Source organism: Jiangella aurantiaca, assembly GCF_004349105.1.
Classification (GTDB): domain Bacteria; phylum Actinomycetota; class Actinomycetes; order Jiangellales; family Jiangellaceae; genus Jiangella; species Jiangella aurantiaca.
Map to the genome: position 1 here is coordinate 1 of NZ_SMLB01000034.1, position 15,684 is coordinate 15,684.

Below are 15,684 nucleotides of genomic sequence, written 5' to 3' on the forward strand. Positions count from 1 at the left end.
GCCTCCGGCGGGGGCGGGTCAGCCGAGACGAGCACCTGCTCGCCGTCGGTGAGGACGCGGGCGAGGTTGATCGGGGTCAGGTCGGCGTCCGCAGTGGCTCCGCCGGCCGCCTCGATGGCGTCCACCACCCGGGAACCGGCCGGCAGCTCGACCACGCCCGGACGGGCGACCAGCCCGGCCACGTGCACCACGATGGCCGCCGGTGAGCCCGACGGCGGCGGCTCGCCGGACGGTGTCTCGCTGGAGGGAACCTCGTCGGCCGGCGGCTCGGTCCCGGTGGCGATGGGCCGGCCGGTGGCCACGAGCTCGGGCTCGAGGGGCACGACCTCCGGCCTGGCCAGCAGGAACAGCACCGCCGCGCCGATCACGCCGACCAGGACGACGAGCACGATCACCGCGAGGTGGGTGCGCTCCAGCCCGAGCCGCGCCGGGCGGACGGCCACCGGCAACCGGTTCTGCAGTGAGTCCAGCCACTCCTGCGATCGGGCGTCGCCGTCGTGACCCGCCTCGTCCGCGCGGTCGCCGCCCGGCACCGGCTCGTCCCGCGGCGCCGGCGCGCTCTGATCCGTGGCTTCAGCGGGCGCTCCACCGCGCTGGGCGCCGGCCAGGTGCGCCACCCGAGCACGGACGAGCGCCGCCGTCCGGTCGTCAGCGGGGCGGGAACGGAGCGATCGCATGCCAGCGACGCTAGGTCCCACCACCGACCGCGGCGACCGCCGAAACCGGCTGCTGTGGACAACTGAAGGAACTGGTCAGGGCTGTGGACAAGCTGGGACGCGGCTCGCCCGACACTGCCGATGAGCGTGCGGTCGACATGGGAATCGATCCGGGCGCCGCCGCCTTCGACCACAACGCCCGGACCGTTCGTGTCGACGATCGAGCTCAGTCCCGAGCTGGTGCGTTCAGCCTGTGAACCTCTGCAGAGCCGGGAACCACTTCACCGTTGATGAGGAGCTCGGCGGTGAACGCCTCAACGTCGTCGGGCACTTCGAACAGGGCGTAACCAGCGCCGTCCACCGTGTATACGGGCAGGTCCTCGACGTCGGCCGACGTTGTGATGCGCACCGCGGTGACGTCTGGGTGAACCGCCCAGAGCCAGACGAGCGCATCTCCGACGGGGACTCCGCCGTCATTGAAGAGGGCCGGGTTCGCGAGGTACCGCTTGGTGTCGACCCCGCAATCGTCGACGCGCTCGCCGTACTGCTCGCCGACGGTGTTCCACTCACTTCCGAAGAGGTTCTCGCGCTCCTCGACGAGTTCGACGCCCTGTGCCGGCCGATCACACTCGGTTCTGCGGTTCTCCACGAGCAGATAGTCGCTGCCACCCACGTTTCCCTTCGCGATGATCGACTCGGGGGGGATCTGGTCGACGTACTCCGGTCCCGACTGGATGAACGCGGCAGCCGCCAGGGCGAGGGGAACGGCGACGGCTCCGGCGACCAGCCCGATGCGGCGATAGCGGCGGTGCGGCCGCTTGCCGGTGTTACCACCTGGCGCGGCGGACACGTCGGCCGTGACGGTTTCGGCGACCGTCTCGAGGGTGTGTCGCAGGTGCTGGTCCAGCCGAAGGTCGGTGATGGGTTCGTTGGTCATCGCAGTGCCTTTCGCAGCTTGTCGAGGGCTCGACGATGGTCGGAGCGGACCGTCGATTCGGACCGCTCGAGGACCTGGGCGATCTCGACCAAGGGAAGGTCTTCGTAGTAGTGCAGGACCACGACAGCCCGTTGGGGCCATGGCAAGTGCTGGATCAGGGTCCAGGTCTCGTCCACCTCCGGAGGAAGGACGACCGCCTCCGATTGGGCAACCGGAACGAGCGTGGCCAGGCGGTATCGACGTCGTTGTCCGTCCTTCACCAGGTTCAGGACCGACCGTCTCAGGTACGACGCCGGGCTTTGAATCTGGTCCCATCGCGATTGAGCCGACGCGAACGCGCTCTGCACGACGTCCTCACTCGTCTCCCGCGAGCCACAGAGGAGATAGGCGAACCGCAGCAGCGGCAGTCGCTGCTCGCGGTAGGTCTCCTCGAACCCGGCCGAAGCCTTCTCAGTTGGCATCACACCTGCAATGTCGTCCGACGACGGTTCAGCGTTGCACCGAACCAGAGACGTCTGTCGTGTTGGTCGATGTGTTCGCCAAGGACGTTCGCCGCTTCGTCGGCACGCCGGCTCCCACCACAGTGCCCTCGGGCGGTGCGTGCTGAGCGTTCTCGCCGGCAGCTGCCGAATCCCCTCAGGTCACGCAGAACTCGTTGCCCTCCGGGTCCTGAAGGACGGTCCAGGAGTTGCCGTACTGCTCGGTCGTGCCGACCACCGTGGCTCCGGCGGCGACCAGCTCGGCGACCTTGGCATCGATGGCGGCCCGGACGTCGGCCTCCGGCGGCCGGCCGCCGTCGGCGGTGGTGTAGCGCCAGGCGCGGACGTCGAGGTGGACGCGGTTCTTGGCCGTCTTGGGCTCGGGCACCTTCTGGAAGAAGATCCGTGGCAGCGCGCCATCGGGGTCGATGATGGCGCTGGCAGAGTCCCACTGATCCTCTGGGACGTTCCAGGCGGCCAGGGCCTCCTCCCAGGTGGCGAAGCCCTCGGGCGGCGGCTCGAGCCGGTACCCGAGCGCCAGCGCCCAGAACTCTGCCAGCCGGCGCGGCTCGGCGGCGTCGAAGGTGAGGTTGAAGATCTCGGACGCGATCGGCATCCCCCAGATCCTGCCAGCCGCCACCGACAACGTCAGTGCGGGCTGATCACCGCGGCCAGCAGGCCCGGCCCGACGTGGGCACCGATGACGGCACCGACCTCGGTGACCACGACGGAGCCGACGGACGGGAGGCGGTCAGCGAGACGGCCGGCCAGTTCGACGGCACGGGCCGCGTTGTCGAGGTGGTGCACGGCGACGTCGACGCGGCCACCGGCGGCCAGCGCCCGCTCGACGGCGAGGTCCTCCAGGCGCGCCCGGGCCCGCGCCGACGTGCGGACCTTCTCCAGCAGGTCGACCCAGCCGTCGCGCAGGTGGAGCAGCGGCTTGATCGCCAGCGCCGTCCCCACCACGGCCGAGGCCGCGCCCACGCGGCCGCCTCGGCGCAGGTACTCGAGCGTGTCCACGTAGAAGAACGCCGACGACCGGACGGCCCGGTCCAGCGCCAGCGCCGCCACCTCGTCCGCCGTCAGCCCGCGCGCCGCCGCCGACGCCGCCACCAGGACCGCGAACCCGAGCCCCATCCCGAGCGACCGGGAGTCGACCACGTGCACCGGGATCGGCGCGTCGCGGGCGGCGAGCCGGGCCGCGTCCGCCGTCCCGGACAGGCTGCCGGAGATGTGCACCGACACGACGGCGGTGACCCCCGCCGCGGCCGCCGACTCGTACACGTCGAGGAACGTCCGCGGGCTGGGCCGCGACGTCGTCACGGGCACGTGGGCCCGCAGCGCGTCGGCGACCTCCCGCGGCCCGAACCGCCGTTCGGCACCGGGACCGCCGACGCCCGCCCCGGCCCCCAACCGCGGCGACGCGGCCGGCGTCCACTCGTCGACGGCGACACCGTCGACGACCACCTGCAGCGGCACCACCCGGATGCCGTGCGACTCGACGTCGCCGGCGGCCAGGTGCGCCGTCGAGTCGGTGACGACCGCGACCCGCGCCGTCACGCGACGTCAGCCCGGGACGACGTTGACCAGCTTGGGCGCCCGCACGACGACCGTGCGCACGGGCCGGCCGTCCAGCGACCGCCGCACCGCCTCGGACTCCAGCGCCAGCGCCCGCAGCTCGTCCTCGCCGATCGACGGGGGGACCTCCAGGCGGTCGCGGACCTTGCCGGCGACCTGGACGACGCAGGTGACCGTCTCTTCCACCAGGTAGGCGGGGTCGGCCTCGGGGAACGGCTCGTGCACCAGCGACTGCGGGTGCCCCAGCCGCGACCACAGCTCCTCGGCGATGTGCGGCGCGACGGGCGCGAGCATCAGCACCAGCGCCTCAGCCGCCTCACGGGGGACGGTGTCCAACTTGGTCAGGTGGTTGTTCAGCTCGATCATGCGGGCGATGGCGGTGTTGAACCGCATCGCCTCCATGTCGGTACGGACGGCGTCGATGGCGCGGTGCAGGACCCGCCGGGTCTCGTCGTCGGCCGGAGCGGTCGACACGACCGTCTCGCCTGTGTCTTCTGAGACGATGTTCCGCCAGACCCGCTGCAGGAACCGCAGCGACCCGACGACGGCGCGGGTCTCCCACGGCCGGGACAGGTCCAGCGGACCCATCGACATCTCGTACACCCGGAAGGTGTCAGCGCCGTAGTCGCGATACATGTCGTCGGGCGTGACCATGTTCTTCAGGCTCTTGCCCATCTTCCCGTACTCGCGGGTGACCGGGCGGCCCTCGAAGGTGTAGCCGTCCCCGTCCTCGACCACCTGCTCGGCCGGGACGTACTGGCCGCGCTCGTCGACGTAGGCGTAGGCCTGGATGTAGCCCTGGTTGAACAGCTTGTGGAACGGCTCCTCGCTGGACACGTGGCCCAGGTCGAACAGCACCTTGTGCCAGAACCGCGAGTACAGCAGGTGCAGGACGGCGTGCTCGACACCGCCGATGTACAGGTCGACGCCGCCGGCGTCACCGTCGCCCTGCGGGCCCATCCAGTACCGCTCGACCTCGGGGTCGACCAGCCGCTCGGTGTTGGTGGGGTCCAGGTAGCGCAGCTCGTACCAGCACGACCCGGCCCAGTTGGGCATGGTGTTGGTGTCGCGGCGGTACCGCTTCGGGCCGTCGCCCAGGTCCAGCTCGACCTCGACCCACTCCGGGACGCGGGCCAGCGGCGGCTCGGGCATGGTATCTGCAGCGTCGGCGTCATATGTGCGCGGCGAGTAGTCGGGCACCTCGGGCAGGTCGACCGGCAGCTGGTCGTCCGGCACGGCGATGGGCTGGTCGTTCTCGTCGTAGACGATCGGGAACGGCTCGCCCCAGTAGCGCTGCCGGCTGAACAGCCAGTCGCGCAGCCGGTACGTGACGGCGCCCTCGCCGGTCCCCTTCGACTCCAGCCAGGCGATGATCGCGGCCTTCGCCTCGGCGACGCCCATGCCGTTCAGCGAGATCTCGTCGTTGGCGGAGTTGACCGCCGGACCCTCGCCGACGTACGCCTCGCCGTCGAAGCCGTCCGGCGGCTGCACGGTCCGGATGATCGGCAGGTCGAACCGCTCGGCGAACTCCCAGTCGCGCTCGTCCTGGCCGGGCACCGCCATGATGGCGCCGGTGCCGTACCCCATCAGCACGTAGTCGGCGACGAAGACGGGGATGCGCTCCCCGTTGACGGGGTTGACGGCGAACGAGCCGGTGAACACGCCGGTCTTGTCGCGGCCCCCTGAGGACCCAGCCTGACGCTCCGCATCTGTTTTTGTCGCGGCCTGGGCGCGGTAGGCGGCGACGGCGTCGGTGGGCGTCGCGTGCCCGCCGGTCCAGGCGTCCTTCGTCCCCGCGGGCCAGGCCGACGGCGTCAGCGCGTCGACCAGCGGGTGCTCGGGCGCCACCACCATGAACGTCGCGCCGAACATGGTGTCGGGGCGGGTGGTGAAGATCTCCAGGTCGCCGGCGTCGGTCCGGAAGCGCGTGTTCGCGCCGGTGGACCGGCCGATCCAGTTGCGCTGCATCGTCTTGACCTTCTCGGGCCAGTCGATGCGGTCCAGATCGTCGATCAGCCGGTCGGCGTAGGCGGTGATGCGCATCATCCACTGGCGCAGGTTGCGCTTGAACACCGGGAAGTTGCCGCGCTCGCTGCGGCCGTCGGCCGTGACCTCCTCGTTGGCCAGCACCGTCCCCAGCCCGGGGCACCAGTTGACGGGCGACTCGGACACGTAGGCCAGCCGGTAATCGTCGACGATGCGGCGCCGCTCGACGGCGTCCAGCTCACTCCACGCGCGGCCCCCGGGCACAGCGCGCCGGCCGCTCTCGAACTCCTCGATCAGCTCCGCGATCGGCCGCGCGCGCCCGCGTCCGCCGTCGGCGGAGGTGTCGTACCAGGACTCGAAGATCTGCAGGAAGATCCACTGCGTCCAGCGGACGTAACCGGGATCGATGGTCGCGAACGTGCGTCGGTTGTCGTGCGCCAGCCCCAGCCGGCGCAACTGCCGGCGCATGGTCGCGATGTTCTCTTCGGTGGTCTTGCGCGGGTGCTGGCCGGTCTGGACGGCGTACTGCTCGGCCGGCAGCCCGAACGCATCGTAGGCCAGCGCGTGCAGGACGTTGTCGCCGCGCATGCGCCGGTAGCGGCCGAACACGTCGGTGGCGATGTACCCCAGTGGGTGGCCGACGTGCAGCCCCTTCCCGGACGGGTACGGGAACATGTCCATCACGAAGAACTTCTTCGCGGGCAGCTCGGTGCCGGGCTCGGCCAGCGGGCCGGTGGGGTTGGGCGCGTCGAACGTGCCCTCGTGCTCCCAGCGGTCCTGCCAGCGCTGCTCGATCTGGCCGGCCACCTCGGCGGTGTAGCGATACGGCGCGTCGTCGACGGGCGTCGTCGTCGTGCCGGTCTGCGTCTGGCTCATCGGAAATCGTCCCTCATCTGTGGTGTCGGGCCCGGAACGTGAAAAGACCCCTCACGCAGGAGGGGTCAGCCGCGCCGACGTGACGCCGCGAAAAGGGCGTCCGTTGCAGTCAGCGCGGCCCGATAAGGAGCAGCAGGCCTCGCACGTGGTCAGGATAGCGCACTCGCCCGCCCCACGCCCCTCAGGTGTGGCCATGGACGTCCCCGGCTGGGTGTGGACACTGACGGTGGCCGGCCTCGTCGCACTGCTGGCCTTCGACTACGTCTTCCACATCCGCAAGGCGCACGTCCCGACGCTGCGCGAGGCCGCGGTGTGGTCGGCGCTGTACGTCGGGATCGCCGTAGCCTTCGGCATCGGCGTCCTGGTGTTCGGCGGGACCGCGATGGGCACGGAGTACTTCGCCGGCTACCTCACCGAGAAGGCGCTGTCGGTCGACAACCTGTTCGTCTTCCTGGTCATCCCGCACAGTTTCCGGGTGCCGCGCGAGTACCAGCAGAAGTCGCTGCTGTTCGGCATCACGTTCTCGCTGCTCGCCCGGACCGCGCTGATCTTCGTCGGGTCGGCGCTGATCAACACGTTCGCCTGGGTGTTCTACCTGTTCGGGCTGGTGCTGCTGGTGACGGCGGGCAACATGCTCAAGCCCCGCGGCGGCGAGGTCGAGGAGGCCGGCAACATCGCCGTCCGCGCCGCCCGGCGGCTCTTCCACACGACGGACGGCTACGAGGACGGCCGGCTGTTCACCGTGCGCGACGGGCGCCGCGCGATGACGCCGTTGCTGCTGGTGATGGTGGCGCTGGCCGGCACGGACGTGCTGTTCGCGCTGGACTCGATCCCGGCCATCTTCGGGCTGACGCAGAACGTCTATCTGGTCTTCACCGCCGTCGCGTTCTGGCTGCTCGGGCTGCGGCAGCTGTACTTCCTCATCGACGGCCTGCTGGACCGGCTGATCTACCTGGCCTTCGGGCTGGCCACGATCCTGGCCTTCATCGGTGTGCGGCTCATCCTGCACGCGCTGCATGAGAACAACCTGCCGTTCGTCAACAACGGCGAACCGGTCGAGGTGGCCGAGCCCAGCACCGGGCTGTCGCTCGGCGTCATCGTCGTGGTCCTGGTGGTGACGGTGGTCGCGTCGCTGGTCAGCCACACCGGCCGGGCCCAGACGGCGATCGCCGGCGCCCGCCGGCACGCGACCGCCTACCTGGACTCGGAGTACACCGCCGACCCGGCCGAGCGGGAGCGGATCTTCCAGCGCCTGGTCGACGAGAAACAGCAGATCATCGCGCTCGGGCCGAAGTACAAGCAGATGGCCAAGGACGCCGAGGGCCTGCTCGACCTGGTCGACCGGGCCAAGGCCAGCCACGACGCGGCGGTGGCCCGGGGCGAGACCCCCGCCGGCCACCACCACTAGGGTGCGTCGACACGAGTTTCGTGCGGAGTCGGTCGCCACACCGCAAGCGGCCGCCTGACGCTGCTGGTACTGGGGTCGCGGAGACGCGGCCTGCCGAGGCGGCGTCAGAAGACGAGGTACCAGCGGTCCCAGAACTCGATGGTGATGAGGATCGCGATGATGAGGAACCAGACGGTGACGATGAGGCCGCGGCTCTCGACGACGGCACGCCGCAGCCAGGCGGGCGCCTTGAGGTGCCCCTCGGAGAGGTTGTAGCCCGTCGTGTAGACGAAGATCGGGATGGTGACCACCCAGACGACCATGCAGTACGGGCACAGCGCGCCGATGTAGTAGGTGGTCTGGGTGAACAGCCAGGTGACGAACACCGCGCCGCCCAGCGCGCCGGCGTTGAGGCCCAGCCAGAACCAGCGCGGCAGCTTGGCGCCGGTGAGCGCGATGACGCCGGCCGTGACGACGATGGGGAACGCCGCCACGCCGATGACCGGGTTCGGGAAGCCGAACAGCGAGCCCTGCCAGCTCTCCATGACCGTGCCGCAGGTGACGATGGGGTTGAAGCTGCAGGAAGGCGTGTAGTCGGGGTCCTCGAGCAGCCGCACGCGCTCGATGATCAGCATCGCCGACGCGAAGAGGCCGACCGAGCCGCCGACAGCGAGCAGCCAGCCGAGCACCTTGATCGAGGCCCGCGTCTCGGGCAGCTCGAACTCGGTGTCCTCGAGGTGTTCCTTCTCCTGCACGGCCATGACTCACCCAGGGTAGTTCGTAGGGATCCGACGGACCATCAACGTACGCTACCCGCGATTGGTGCCGCACGGGCCGAAGGTCCTTTGGCGATATGCGAGGATTGCCGCAATGCACTGGCTCGAGCGACGTCCCGCCGGCGGGCCACTCGCCGCCGCGGCGGTCGCCGTGGCCGCCCCCGTCGTCGTGCTGGCGCCGGCCACAGGGCCGGTCGACGTCCAGAACCGGAGTGGTTCAGCGGAGCCGACCCCTCCACCGACGTCGAGCCGATCGAGCCGCTGCCCACCAACGAACCCGATAAGGCTCTCCGACCCGATCCGCGGGTCCGGCTCAGCTGCGAGTCGGCGCGCTGTCTCGGTGTGAGGTTGCCTCGAACGCCGCCGTTCGGCCCGGTCAGTGCCGTGCGCAGCGGTCGTCGACCAGTACCTCGACCGAACGGTCCCCTGTCAGCACGCACGACGGCGGCAGGACGAACCAGCGCAGCGCCTCGAACTCGTCCGACAGCCCGGTCGGCCCGTCCTCGACGGTGTCGGGCCGCCCGGCCAGCACCGCGCGGGCGTCGTCGAGGTGCGCGGCCAGCGCCTCCTCGCCGACCCGCTCGTGCCGCTCGGCCCCGACCAGCGCCCCCTGCTCGTCGTAGTGCAGCCCCGTGAGCCGGACCGGCGGCCGCGACGTCCCTTCGCGGTGCCGCCACAGCCCGGTGTGCGGGTCGAAGCCGTAGTCGGGCAGCAGCCGGTAGCCGTCGCGGGCGATCAGCGTCACCGCGTCGACGAGGTAGTCGCGGACGGTGTCGGAGATGAAGTAGTTGAAGTTCAGCCGGGTCCAGCCCGGTTTGATGCCCTCGCAGCCGACGCCGACGACGTCGCGGAACGCCGTCGACTGCGCCGGGCCGACCGACAGCAGCCGATGGCCGTACGGCCCGGCGCACGAACAGCCGCCCCGCGCCTGGATGCCGAAAAGGTCGTTGAGCAGCGCGACCACGAAGTTGTGGTGCAGGAAGCGGTCGCCGTGGCGGATACGGAACGACACGATGGACAGCCGCGGCACGTCGCGGTTGCCGAGCACGTCGATCTGCGGGACGTCCTGCCAGCGACGCAGCGCGTACTTCCAGAGCTGCTCCTCGCGCTCCTGGATGAGGTCGGTGCCGACGGCCTCCTTGAGCCCGAACACCAGTCCGGCCCGGATCGACTCGACGATCGCCGGCGTGCCGCCCTCCTCGCGGGCGACCGGGTCGTCGAGGTAGCGGTGCTCGTCGGGGCTGACGAACTCGACGGTGCCGCCGCCGGGGACGGTCGGGACCTGGTTCTGCACCAGCGCGCGGTCGACCACCAGCACGCCGGGAGTCTGCGGTCCGCCGACGAACTTGTGCGGCGACAAGAAGATCGCGTCTTTGTGGTCGCCGGCGCCGGGCGCGCTCTCGGCCATGCGGATCGGGACGTACGGCCCGGCGGCGGCGTAGTCCCAGAACGACAGCGCGCCGTGCTCGTGCAGAAGCGCGGCGATGCGGTCGGTGTTCGTCAGCACGCCGGTGACGTTGGAGGCGGCGGAGAAGCTGCCGATGCGCAGCGGGCGGTCGGCGTACGCGCGCAGCAGATCGTCGAGCTGGCGCAGGTCGATGTGGCCGTCGGCGTCGGTGTCGACGGCGACGACGTCGGCGATGGTCTCGCGCCACGGCAGCTCATTGGAATGGTGTTCGTACGGACCGACGAACACCGCCGGCCGGTTCTGCGGGACGTCGTAGAGCACGCCGTGCCGCTTCGGCGCGCCGGCCGGCAGCCGCAGCTCGAGGATGCCGACCAGCTTGTTGACCGCCGACGTGGCGCCGGACCCGGTGAACACGACCAGATGGTCGTCCGTGCCGCCGACCGACGACCGGATGGTGCGCCGGGCGTCCTCGCGCAGCAGCGTGGTCTGCAACCCGGTGCCGGAGCTCTCGGTGTGCGTGTTGGCGTAGAGCGGCAGCACCTGCTCGCGGACGAAGTCTTCGATGAAGTCCAGCGACCGGCCCGACGCCGTGTAGTCGGCGTAGGTCATGCGGCGCGCCCCGTACGGCCCGTGCAGCACCTCGCCCTCGCCGATGATGCCGCTGCGGATCCGCTCGATCAGCGACGTCGTGACCATGGCGGCCCCCTCTCCCCGTGGGTCCAGCATGCACCCTCGGGACCCGGTCGGGCACGCGGGAATCCGCCGCCACGCCATTCGTGACTTTTCGGTAGCCAACGGGTGAATGTTTACCTACGCTGTGACACCACGTTCGTGCCACTGGCAAAGGGGGTCGCGCCCATGCCCGATCACGACGACGCACCCGTCCGGCGGTGGCTGCTCCCGCTGCTCGACGCCGATCGCGGTGGCCGCAGCGCCATGACCTGCCGATACCGCTGTGCCGACGCCTGCGCGCACGAACCGGCCAACACCAGCGGCAACGCCTACTTCGGCGACGTGGTCGAGGCCGCGGTCAGCCGCCGCGGCCTGCTCCGCGGCGGCGCCCTGGCGGCCGCCGTCGTCGTCGGATCCAGTGCGGCCGGCACGCTCACCGCCGGCACGCTCGCCACCGCATCGGACGACGTCGCCGGTGCCGCCACGCCGCCCACGCCGGACCACCCGGGTGGCCCCGAGTACGGCCGTCCGGTCGGCTTCCGCCCGGTCGGCGACAACACGCTCGACGCCGTCGTCGTCCCGAACGGCTACGACTGGTCGGTGACCATCGCGTGGGGTGACCCGGTGCTGCGCGGAGCGCCCGAGTTCGACTTCGACGACCAGACAGCCGCCGCCCAGCGCGAGCAGTTCGGCTACAACTGCGACTTCGTCGCCGTGCTGCCGCTGGACCGCCGCTTCGATCGCGCGCTGCTCTGGGTCAACCACGAGTACACCAACGAGGAGCTGATGTTCCGCGGCTGGACCGGCGCGGCCGGCGCGACGCGGCAGCAGCTGCGCATCGCGATGGCCGCGCACGGCGGGTCCATCGTCGAGATCGAGCGGGTCGGCGACACCGGCGAGTGGCGGCCGGCCGGCGGCGGGCGCCGTCACAACCAGCGCATCCACACCGGCACCCGGTTCCGGGTCACCGGCCCGGCCGCCGGCAGCGCTCTGCTGCGCACCGAGGCCGACCCGTCCGGCACGGCCGTCCTCGGCATGCTCAACAACTGCGCCGGCGGCACCACGCCCTGGGGCACCGTGCTGACCGGCGAGGAGAACTTCCACCAGTACTTCGGCGCGTCCGCCGACGTCATCGACTCGACGACGGCCGCGCGGTACGCCCGCTACGGCATCCGCACGACGACCGGCACCGAGCGCGGCTGGGAGCGGGCCGAGCCACGGTTCGACGTCGCGCGTGAGCAGAACGAGCCGAACCGCTTCGGCTGGATCTGCCAGATCGACCCGTACGACCCGCGCTCGACGCCGCAGAAGCTCACCGCGCTGGGCCGGTTCAAGCACGAGGGCGCGACGACGGCACTGACGGCCGACGGGCGGATCGCGGTCTACATGGGCGACGACGAGCGGTTCGAGTACGTCTACAAGTTCGTCTCGTCCGGCCGGTACCGCGCCGGCCGATCGGCGCGCGACCGCCGGCACAACCTCGCCCTGCTCGAGGACGGCGACCTCTACGTCGCCCGGTTCACCGGCGACAGCCCGGCAGCGGAGATCGACGGCTCGGGCCGGCTGCCGTCGGACGGCCTGTTCGACGGCACCGGCGAGTGGCTGGCGCTGGTCGTCGGCGGCGAGAGCCGGGTCGACGGCATGAGCGTCGAAGAGGTGCTGGTGTTCGCCCGGCTGGCCGCCGACGCCGCCGGCGCCACGAAGATGGACCGGCCCGAGGACGTCGAGCCGCACCCCGTCACCGGCACCGTCTTCATGGCGCTGACCAACAACGACCGCCGCACCCCCGCCCAGGCCGACGAGGCCAACCCACGCGCCACCAACCGGTGGGGCCACGTCATCGCGTTGGACGAGGACGGCGGCGACGCGGCGGCGCTCGGTTTCACCTGGCGGATCGTGCTGGTCGCCGGCGACCCGGACGACCCCTCGACCTACTACGCGGGCTTCGACAAGTCGCGGGTCAGCATGATCAGCTGCCCGGACAACATCGCATTCGACCCGTCCGGCCGGCTCTGGCTGGCCACCGACGGCATGCCCGGCTCCGTCGGCGTCAACGACGGCATGTTCGTGCTGCCGCTCGACGGCGACGACGCCGGCCACCTGCGCCGGTTCGCCTCCGTCCCGGTGGGTGCCGAGTGCTGCGGGCCGTGCGTCACGCCCGACGGCCGGACCGCGCTGATCGCTGTCCAGCACCCCGGCGAGGAGGATGGCGCATCGCCCGACGCGCCCGCCTCGACGTTCCCCTACGGCGACCAGCCGCGGCCGTCGGTCGTCACCGTCTGGCGCACCGGCCCGACCGGCGGGCCATACATCGGAGACTGACCATTGCGGTCGGCCGCGAGTCGCCCCATCGGCGACTGACGGCGCCCCAGTGCCCCGGGGTGGGTGGGGCGTGGGCCGGCGTCCCTCGTCCGCGGCGCCGGCCCCGTCCCACCATGATCGGCGATCGGTGCCAACACGCCAGTGATCGCTGGTGATCATGGGAGACGGGCGGGCGGGAGCGGCACGCCGGTCATGCGTGATCACTCTCGGCAAATGCGCTGGTCAGCGGCGTAGCGAAGGCTTGCCTAACTCATGCGCCCTTTACCTTCTGTTCGTCCTGATGTGGTGGCTACCGCTCGCACCTGTTCCTAGGTTCTGGTGAGAACGTGCCGGAGAAGTGACGAAGGGACTCCCATGCCCGAACCCGAAGGCGCCCAGCGCCGCCGCCTGCTGCCCCTCCTGGGTGGCGTTCACGGCGGCCGCAGCGCCATGACGTGCAAGTACCGCTGCGCCGACGCCTGCTTCCACCCGGTGCCGAACGAGAGCGACAACGAGTACTTCGGCGACATGGTGAACAAGGCGATGTCGCGCCGCGGCCTGCTGCGCAGCGGCGCCGTCGCCGCGCTGGTCGTCGGGTCGGGCGTCGGGAGCGGCGCGCTGGCCGCCGCCGCTGCCCCGGCGAGCACGAGGTCGTCGGGCCCCAAGCCGCCGACCCCGAACTTCCCGGACGTGCCCGAGCGCGGCCGCCCGGTCGGCTTCCGCTCGATCGGCGACAACACGCTCGACACCATCGTGGTGCCGAACGGCTACGACTGGTCGGTGACGGTGGCCTGGGGGGACCCGATCCTGCCGGGCGCGCCGGAGTTCGACTTCGACCACCAGTCCGAGGCCGCGCAGCTGAAGCAGTTCGGCTACAACTGCGACTTCGTGGCGATCCTGCCGCTGGACCGCAACTTCACGAAGGCGCTGCTCTGGGTGAACCACGAGTACACCAACGAGGAGCTGATGTTCCGCGGCTGGACCGACGCCGCCGCGGCCACCGTCGAGCAGCTGAAGATCGCGCAGGCCGCGCACGGCGGCTCCGTTGTGGAGATCGAGCGGGTCGGCGAGTCCGGCGAGTGGCTCCCGGTCGGCGGGCGCCGCCGCTACAACCGGCGCATCCACACCAACACCGAGTTCACGGTGACGGGCCCGGCGGCCGGCAGCGACCTGCTGAAGACCAGCGCCGACCGTACCGGCACGAAGATCCTCGGCATGCTCAACAACTGCGCCGGCGGCACCACGCCGTGGGGCACCATCCTCACGGCCGAGGAGAACTTCAACCAGTACTTCGGCGCGTCGGCAGCCGTCACCGACGCGGCCGTGGCGGAGCGCTACCGCCGCTACGGCATCCGCACCACGGCCGGCACCGACCGCGGCTGGGAGAAGACGAACAAGCGCTTCGACGTGGCGCAGGAGCCGAACGAGCCGAACCGCTTCGGCTGGATCATCGAGGTCGACCCGTACGACCCGACCTCCACGCCGCGCAAGCACACCGCGCTGGGCCGGATGAAGCACGAGGGCGCCACCGTCTCCATCGCCGAGGACGGCCGCGTCGTGGCCTACATGGGCGACGACGAGCGCTTCGACTACGTGTACAAGTTCGTCTCGAAGAACAAGTACCGCACCGGCGACAGCAAGCGCGACCGCGACTCGAACATGCGGCTGCTGGAGGAGGGCGACCTCTACGTCGCCAAGTTCACCGGCGACAGCCCGGCCGGCGAGATCGACGGTACCGGCAAGCTACCGGCCGACGGCGCCTTCGACGGCACCGGCCAGTGGATCCCGCTCGTGGTCGGCGGCCAGAGCAAGGTCCAGGGCATGACGGTCCAGGAGGTCCTGACCTTCACGCGCCTCGCCGGCGACAAGGTCGGCGCCACGAAGATGGACCGCCCCGAGGACGTCGAGCGCAACCCCGTCACCGGCACCGTCGTCATCGCCCTGACGAACAACACCGCACGCAACGCGGCACGCGGGGTCGAGGAGCCGAACCCGCGCCTGAACAACAAGTGGGGTCACGTCATCGGCCTCGACGAGGCCGGCAACGACCCCGCCGCGCTCACGTTCACCTGGAAGATCCTGGTGCTCGCGGGCGACCCGAGCGACCCGTCGACCTACTACGACGGCTACGACAAGACGCAGGTCAGCCACATGTCCTGCCCGGACAACGTGGCGTTCGACCCGGCCGGCCGGCTGTGGATCTCCACCGACGGCATGCCCGGCCCGTCCGGCATCCACGACGGCCTGTTCGTCATGCCGGTCGAGGGCCCCGACAAGGGTCACGTGCGCCGGTTCGCCTCGGTCCCGAAGGGTGCGGAGTGCTCCGGCCCGTTCATCACCCCGGACGGCCGCACCGCGACCATCGCGGTGCAGCACCCGGGTGAGGACGACGACGCCTCGCCGGACAACCCGTTCTCGACGTTCCCGTATGGCGACCAGCCGCGGCCGTCCGTCGTCACCGTCTGGCGCAAGAGCCCCACGGGTGGGCCGTTCATCGGCGACTGATCCGCAGGAACCATCCGCAGGCAGAAGGCCCCGGTGCCATCCAGGCGCCGGGGCCCTTTCGCGTCCGGGGTGCCACCGATAGGCTGGGAGAGCGCTTTCCGCACCTGCGGACGAGAAGGACCA

The 15,684-nt window shown here is 70.9% G+C and carries 11 protein-coding genes; 3 read left to right on the forward strand and 8 right to left on the reverse strand.

What is annotated here, in order from left to right:
• The 6 genes from E1262_RS20635 to leuS all read right to left on the reverse strand — a co-directional run.
• The coding region (locus tag E1262_RS20635) for an SLBB domain-containing protein (protein WP_203454106.1) at window positions 1-677 on the reverse strand (677 nt) is incomplete at its 3' end.
• A gap of 205 nt (window positions 678-882) precedes the next feature.
• On the reverse strand, window positions 883-1,593 hold the full coding sequence (locus E1262_RS20640) for a hypothetical protein (RefSeq protein ID WP_132105057.1): 711 nt from the start codon (window positions 1,591-1,593) through the stop codon (window positions 883-885).
• Window positions 1,590-2,054: an RNA polymerase sigma factor gene (locus E1262_RS20645; RefSeq protein WP_132105059.1), complete on the reverse strand. Its 465-nt coding sequence runs from the start codon at window positions 2,052-2,054 to the stop codon at window positions 1,590-1,592. Before E1262_RS20645 ends, E1262_RS20640 begins: the two co-directional genes overlap by 4 nt.
• A 175-nt stretch (window positions 2,055-2,229) precedes the next feature.
• Window positions 2,230-2,688, reverse strand: a complete 459-nt coding sequence (locus E1262_RS20650; RefSeq protein WP_203454107.1) for a VOC family protein — start codon at window positions 2,686-2,688, stop codon at window positions 2,230-2,232.
• A 32-nt stretch (window positions 2,689-2,720) separates the two neighbouring features.
• Window positions 2,721-3,632, reverse strand: a complete 912-nt coding sequence (locus E1262_RS20655; RefSeq protein WP_132105061.1) for a DegV family protein — start codon at window positions 3,630-3,632, stop codon at window positions 2,721-2,723.
• Window positions 3,633-3,638: 6 nt separating this feature from the next.
• A complete protein-coding gene (gene leuS / locus E1262_RS20660) occupies window positions 3,639-6,512 on the reverse strand; it encodes a leucine--tRNA ligase (RefSeq protein ID WP_132105063.1) in 2,874 nt (957 codons plus the stop codon).
• A gap of 193 nt (window positions 6,513-6,705) precedes the next feature.
• Between leuS and E1262_RS20665 the strand changes: the two genes are divergently transcribed.
• Window positions 6,706-7,920 carry a TerC/Alx family metal homeostasis membrane protein gene (locus tag E1262_RS20665; protein WP_132105065.1) on the forward strand — a complete coding sequence of 405 codons (1,215 nt, stop codon included), beginning with the start codon at window positions 6,706-6,708 and terminating at the stop codon, window positions 7,918-7,920.
• Window positions 7,921-8,024: 104 nt separating this feature from the next.
• Here the strand turns inward: E1262_RS20665 and E1262_RS20670 are convergent, their stop codons facing one another.
• Complete coding sequence (locus E1262_RS20670; RefSeq protein ID WP_132105067.1) at window positions 8,025-8,660, reverse strand: vitamin K epoxide reductase family protein; 636 nt, start codon at window positions 8,658-8,660, stop codon at window positions 8,025-8,027.
• A gap of 391 nt (window positions 8,661-9,051) precedes the next feature.
• A complete protein-coding gene (locus E1262_RS20675; RefSeq protein ID WP_203454108.1) occupies window positions 9,052-10,779 on the reverse strand; it encodes an aminotransferase class V-fold PLP-dependent enzyme in 1,728 nt (575 codons plus the stop codon).
• A 162-nt stretch (window positions 10,780-10,941) separates the two neighbouring features.
• Here E1262_RS20675 and E1262_RS20680 point away from each other — a divergent pair, with 162 nt between their 5' ends.
• Window positions 10,942-13,077 carry a PhoX family protein gene (locus E1262_RS20680; protein WP_132105071.1) on the forward strand — a complete coding sequence of 712 codons (2,136 nt, stop codon included), beginning with the start codon at window positions 10,942-10,944 and terminating at the stop codon, window positions 13,075-13,077.
• Window positions 13,078-13,431: 354 nt separating this feature from the next.
• Complete coding sequence (locus E1262_RS20685; protein ID WP_132105073.1) at window positions 13,432-15,561, forward strand: PhoX family protein; 2,130 nt, start codon at window positions 13,432-13,434, stop codon at window positions 15,559-15,561.
• The last annotated feature ends 123 nt before the right edge of the window (window positions 15,562-15,684 follow it).